At 51.3% G+C, this 6000-nt stretch carries 4 protein-coding genes; all 4 read left to right on the top strand.

Translation table 11 applies throughout. The features are described from left to right. The first annotated feature begins 431 nt into the window (after nt 1–431). The 4 genes from BLA28_RS27070 (at nt 432) to BLA28_RS27055 (ending at nt 5960) form a co-directional block, all read left to right on the top strand. Nucleotides 432–1274: a hypothetical protein gene (locus BLA28_RS27070; protein ID WP_044969455.1), complete on the top strand. Its 843-nt coding sequence runs from the start codon at nt 432–434 to the stop codon at nt 1272–1274. 84 nt (nt 1275–1358) lie between these two features. After that, on the top strand, nt 1359–3038 hold the full coding sequence (locus tag BLA28_RS27065; RefSeq protein WP_069157097.1) for a glycoside hydrolase family 2 protein: 1680 nt from the start codon (nt 1359–1361) through the stop codon (nt 3036–3038). A gap of 193 nt (nt 3039–3231) precedes the next feature. Beyond that, the gene (locus BLA28_RS27060; RefSeq protein ID WP_069157098.1) at nt 3232–3903 is read left to right on the top strand and encodes an aspartate/glutamate racemase family protein; all 672 of its coding nucleotides are present in this window, start codon (nt 3232–3234) and stop codon (nt 3901–3903) included. A 17-nt stretch (nt 3904–3920) separates the two neighbouring features. After that, the gene (locus BLA28_RS27055; RefSeq protein ID WP_069157099.1) at nt 3921–5960 is read left to right on the top strand and encodes a glycoside hydrolase family 127 protein; all 2040 of its coding nucleotides are present in this window, start codon (nt 3921–3923) and stop codon (nt 5958–5960) included. Nucleotides 5961–6000 lie beyond the last annotated feature (40 nt).

The raw sequence follows: 6000 nt of genomic DNA, 5'->3' as shown, positions 1-6000 counted from the left end.
CCGGCACAGGCCGCCGAACTGCAAGGATTCCCGAAAGGGGCGTCATAATCTCGCCGGTCCTTAGGCTGCGTATTTTGCAGCCTTAGTACCGCTGCGTGATTATCCGAGCGAAAGCGTCCCCTGCAGGGAACCTTGCAGTTCGGCGGCCTGTGCCGGGGACAAGGGGCCGGAAGGGAGCCGGGAGGGCGAAACCGGGCAGCGCGGGAGGACACCGGGAACACGGACGGCGGCTCTCACTTTTTTTTCTTCTCCCCCACCCGAACCAAAGTTTGACATCTCTTACCATGAGTGCTATACTTAACACATCGGCAGTCTCTGGTGAACGGGTGCTGACCGTACAAAATTAAGAAGTCTAATGAAGGTCACTTTTTGATAAAAGTGGCCTTTTATTTTCCTTAACAGGAGAAGAAAGAGTAAGAGGATGTAACTGGATGGCATTGCAGAGAGTTTTGGTTGGCAGTCCGGTATGTGAAAGAGCCAGTGTACTGAGGGCGTTTCTGATTTCATTGAAAAGCCTGGAGCATGAAGGTTTCCTTATCGACTATATTTTTATTGATGACAATGACAGCGAGATTTCGGAAAAGCTCCTGAAGAATTTCAAGAGAGAAGGTTCTGAGGTTACTGTGCTGCCTGCGGTAAAGGGAAGCGCTGCGGAAGATACGGATGCCAGGAAAGAAGCGCGTCTTGTACGAGTGGCAGGATATCGGAACCGGATTATCCGGTATGCGATGCAGAAGGAATACGATGCGGTTTTTCTTGTGGATTCCGATCTGATTCTGCATCCCGCACTGGTGGAATATCTGCGTGCAACCCAGAAGGGCGTTATTTCAGAACTGTTCTGGTCGAAAAGCTGCGCCGGGCGCTCGTCCGGGCCGAATGCATGGCTTATGGAGGAGAGAGCGCCGAATTCAGACAAAAGGAATGCAGCTTTATATAAAAAAGAAGCGGATCGCAGAAAGAAGCAGTTTGCGGATCGGCTGAAGGTATCGGGCATTTATGAGGCCGGCGGATTGGGAAGCTGTACTTATATAGATAAAGAGGCCATGGATAAGGGAACCCGTTTTGTACCGGCAAGGAATCCTTCACAGAATACGGAAGAAATTTTTTTCTGTATCCAGTCGGGAACCATGGATATTCCCCTGTTTGTCGACACAGCGTATCCGGCCTACCATATTCATGGGGAGAAGGATCTGGAGGGAGCTTTGGATTATATCCGCTCCAGCAGAGGAAATACGCTGCGCTTTCCTATGGTGAAAAGAAGAAAGCAGGGCTGAACTGACGGAACCCGGACAGTTCCGGATTGCGGAAATCGAATGAGAAGGAAATAATCCCAATGGGAATAAAGGAGAGGAAAAAACATGATACGTACCTTTGAAACACACAAAATCAGAAAAACAGCGGAATTATCCTCTGCCTTATGGAATTTTCATACCATAGGCACGCAGGGGGAAGAAGCGGTTATTCAGGCGCCGGTTCCCGGCTGCTGGGAGAATTATCCGGATACGGTTTCCTACCGCGGACAGGCTTCCTATTCCAGGGAGTTTGAGGCGAAGGGGAATATCCGTCTGGAATTTAAGGGAGTGAGCCATACGGCATCAGTCCTGGTGGACGGAAAGCCTGTCGGTTCTCATTACAATGCATATACCCCTTTTGATGTGGTGCTGAAGGATATAAGGCCGGGCATCCATCAGCTGGAAGTGATTGCCGATAATTCCTTCGGTCCGGATTCCGCCCTTCATGTGCCCAATGATTATCAGTCCTATGGCGGGATTTCCCGGGGAGTGGTGCTGGAAGAGCTGGGAGAGGCGTATCTTTCATGGATTCATTTCACCCCTTTCCTGCGGAAAGACGGATGGTACGGCAAGGCGGAAATCCGTGTGAGGAATCTTTCTTCCGGCAGGCTTGACGGCTCTGTTGAAGTGGAAATCGGTAAAAATTCCTTTGCAGTCCTGCCGATAGTACTTGAGGGAGAAGAAGAAAAAAGCTTTTCCACGGAGGAACTGCCCTGTCCCTGGGCGGAATGCTGGTCGCCGGAGTCACCGGTGCTTTATCTGATAACGGCAGTATTAAGGACAGCGGACGGAGCAGCGGACGATATCATTGACAGAGTGGGTTTTCGGGAAATCAGGACGGAAGGGAAGGATATTCTTCTGAACGGCAGGAAGCTGCGGATAAAAGGCTTTTGCCGCCATGAGGATCATCCCCAATTCGGCTGTGCGCTTCCTTTTTCAGCCATGCAGCATGATCTGATGCTGATAAAGGATCTGGGAGCCAACTCCATTCGGACCGTGCATTATCCCAATGATGAGCTTTTTCTGGATCTCTGTGATGAACAGGGAATCCTGGTCTGGGAGGAAAACCATGCCAGGGGCCTGTCGGAAGAAAATATGCGCAATCCTCATTTTAAACAGCAGTGCGGGGATTGTATCAGGGAAATGATCACCGCGCACTATAACCATCCTTCTATTTATATCTGGGGGATTCTCAACGAGTGCGCCAGTGATACGGAATACGGCAGGGAGTGCTACAGTGAACAGTACGAACTGATTAAAAGCCTGGATCCTTACCGTCCCCGTTCCTCGGCCAGCTGCCGTTTCAAGACGGATATCTGCCTGGGATATCCGGAGGTGGTATCCTATAACATTTATCCCAAATGGTACCATGATGTACCTGTGGAGGATTATCTGGACGAACTTTATCAGTGGATACAGAACGAATCGGAAGGGACGGGAAAGCCTTTCCTGATAACGGAAATCGGCGCGGGAGCCATATACGGCTACCGTACCCCCGCTCATGTGAAATGGTCGGAGGAATACCAGGTACAGGCGCTCAAAGAACAGCTTCAGGCCGTTTTTTCCCGGGAAGGCTGCAGCGGTGTTTATATCTGGCAATTCTGTGATGTCCGCGTATGTGACAGCTGGTTCGGTTCGCGCCCCAGAACCATGAATAATAAGGGAATCGTGGATGAATACAGAAGGCCGAAGCTGGCTTATGAGGTGGTGAAGGACAGCTACCGGAGCCTGGGGAACTATTTTTAGGAGGTCCCGAATCTGTAAAATTTCCATAACAGTCTGAAGAATTTCATATATTTTTTAAGAATGATTGCTTCTATAATAGAACAAAGAAGCAGGCATTTTGAAACAGGCGGTGTCAGAAGGGCCAATTCTGACACCGCCTGTTTGCGATTGGAATAAAATGTGCGCCAAAGCGCACGGATAGGAGCAAAACAGTATGAAAGCAGCACTTGTGTATACCAGCACGACACCGGAACTGATTGAACTGGTGGAAAGAGAGGTAAGGAAAAATATCGGGGAGGAAGCGGAGCTGATCAGCCTGAGCAATCCGGGGATTCTGGCAGAGGTCAGGGAAGCGGGGTATGTGACACCTCGGGCAGCAGCGGAACTGATAAGCATGTATATGGATGCGGTGAAGCAGGGAGCGGACGCCATTCTGAATATCTGTTCTTCCGTAGGAGAAACAGCAGATTGTGTACAGACGGCGGCAGCCTACATAGGAGTGCCGGTGGTACGTATTGATGAGGAAATGTGCAGGGAGGCGGTGCGCAGAGGAAACAGGATAGCTGTCCTCGCAACCCTGCCGACCACATTGGAGCCGACTAAAAATACAGTTCTTCGTGTGGCAAGGGAAATGGGCAGGCATGTGGAACTGACCGACGGCCTGATTGACGGAGCCTTCGGACTGGATCAGGAGGAATTCCGCCGTCTGCTTCTTGCCAAAGCGGCCCGGGTGAAGGACGATGCGGATGTGATCCTCCTTGCCCAGGGCTCCATGGCTTATGTGGAGGAGGATATTTACCGGGAACTGGGAATAGTTACTCTGTCCAGCCCCAGGTTTGGAGCGGCAGAACTGAAAAAGGCGCTGCAAAGAAAAGGTCTGATGTAGGATTACAGGAGGAGAATATGCTGACAGATACCAGAAAATCACCGAATGCCGGATTACAGGGGCTTCCCTTTTCCGATGTGAAATGGACGGGAGGACTTTATAAGGAACGTTTTGATACCTGCACTGCGTCCATGGTGCCGCATCTGCAGAAAATGTTTGAAAGCAGGGATATCAGCCATGTGCTGGAAAACTTTAAAATTGCCGCAGGGGATGCGGACGGAGACTTTGACGGTACGGTTTTCGGAGACGGAGACTTTTATAAATGGATGGAGGCCGCAGTTTATACAGCCGTGCGATCGGATAACCGGGAACTCCTGGAGCGTCTGGAGGAATATGTGGCCCTGATCGGAAGGGCGCAGCAGCCGGACGGCTATATTTCAACCAAGCAAATTATAGGGGAACGGAATGGAAAAGCAGCCCGTCTGGGAGATATCAATGACTTCGAGGTTTATAATTTCGGGCATCTGTTCACTTCCGCCTGTCTGTATAAAAGGCTGACAGGGAAAGACAGCTTTCTTACCATCGCCCGAAAGGCGGCGGGCTATCTGAAAAATCTGTATGACCGGGCGGAGGAAAGCGGGGAGGTACAGACCGCAGTCTGCCCTTCTCATTATATGGGGCTGGCGGAGCTGTACCGTACCACAGGTGATCGGGATTATCTGGAGCTTCTGAAAAAGGCGGTCACTCTCAGGGATTCCGTAAAGGAGGGGCTGGATGACAATCAGGATCGGCTTCCTCTTAAGGAACACGATCGTATTATCGGTCATGCGGTACGGGCCAATTACCTTTATGCGGGTGTGGCGGATCTGTGCCTGGAAGAGGAGGAACCTGAGCTTGCGGAGGTACTTCATAAGGTCTGGAACAGCCTTGTGACACAAAAAATGTATATTACCGGAGGCTGCGGAGCGCTGTATAACGGTGCCTCCCCTTACGGCAATTTTTTTACCCACCAGCTCGTCCATCAGGCCTACGGCTATGAATATCAGCTTCCCAATGTGACCGCATATAACGAGACCTGTGCATCTGTCGGCGGCGTATACTGGGCATGGAGAATGTTCTGCCTGGAGAAAAGGGCGGAGTATGTGGATGTACTGGAACGCATGATACTGAATGTGAATCTGGCGGCGGTGAGCATGGACGGCAGACGGTTTTTCTATGAAAACATGCTGCGCAGGGCCAAAAAGCTTCCTTATGAGCTGATTTGGGGACAGGAACGGGCGGAATATATTCTGAGCTACTGCTGTCCTCCCAATCTGGCAAGGCTGATGGCCCAGATGAGCGAGTATGCCTATGCCGTGGATGAGGACGGAATTTATATGGTGCTCTACGGAGCCAGCCGGGCCAGGGTGGCGTTCCCGGGCAAGGATGGGGAAGAACAGGACTCCGGACTCATCCTGGTACAGGAAACCGGTTATCCCTATGACGGAAACATAAGGTTTACCTTTGAAGAAGAGGAAACGCAAGCCTTAAAATCCTGCGGCAGCTTTTCCCTGCATCTGCGGATCCCTTCCTGGGTCAGAAACGGAACTGTCCGGTGCCGGAACCGCAGGACAGGGGAGGACGAAGAAAGCTACAGCCTGAGCCGTAAGGACGGCGGCACATACATATGCCTGAAGATAGAGGCTCCAAAGAACCGGGAAATTCTGGTGGATTTTGCCATGGAGGCGAGGCTTACCTGTGCGCATCCGCTTGTGGAGGAGGATTCCGGCCAGGTGGCGGTGGAACGCGGCCCTCTGGTTTACTGCATCGAGGGAATGGACGCGGCGGCGGAGACACTGGATGATCTGATGATACCGTCCGATATCAGGCTGGAACCGGAAGACTTTGTGATAGAAGGCAGGACAGTCACCTCTCTGAAAGGAAGCTTTTTGCTGAGAAAAAGGGAGGACGGCTATGACCGGAATGCCCTTTATCAGGACTATGGGAACCGGGAATATGAAAAAATAACCGCACGCATGATCCCTTATTTTGCATGGGATAACCGCGGTATGGATGAGATGCGCGTCTGGCTTCCGATAATGGATGCAGGGGAAAGGCGGGCCGGCAGAGAGAACTGACAGGCAGCCGGTAAAAGGAAACAGAAAAAACCAAACAGCG

This window comes from Eisenbergiella tayi (assembly GCF_001881565.1).
Lineage (GTDB): Bacteria > Bacillota > Clostridia > Lachnospirales > Lachnospiraceae > Eisenbergiella > Eisenbergiella tayi.
The sequence above is the reverse complement of the archived record's forward strand: the minus strand, read 5'-3'. Positions and strand labels throughout refer to the sequence as shown.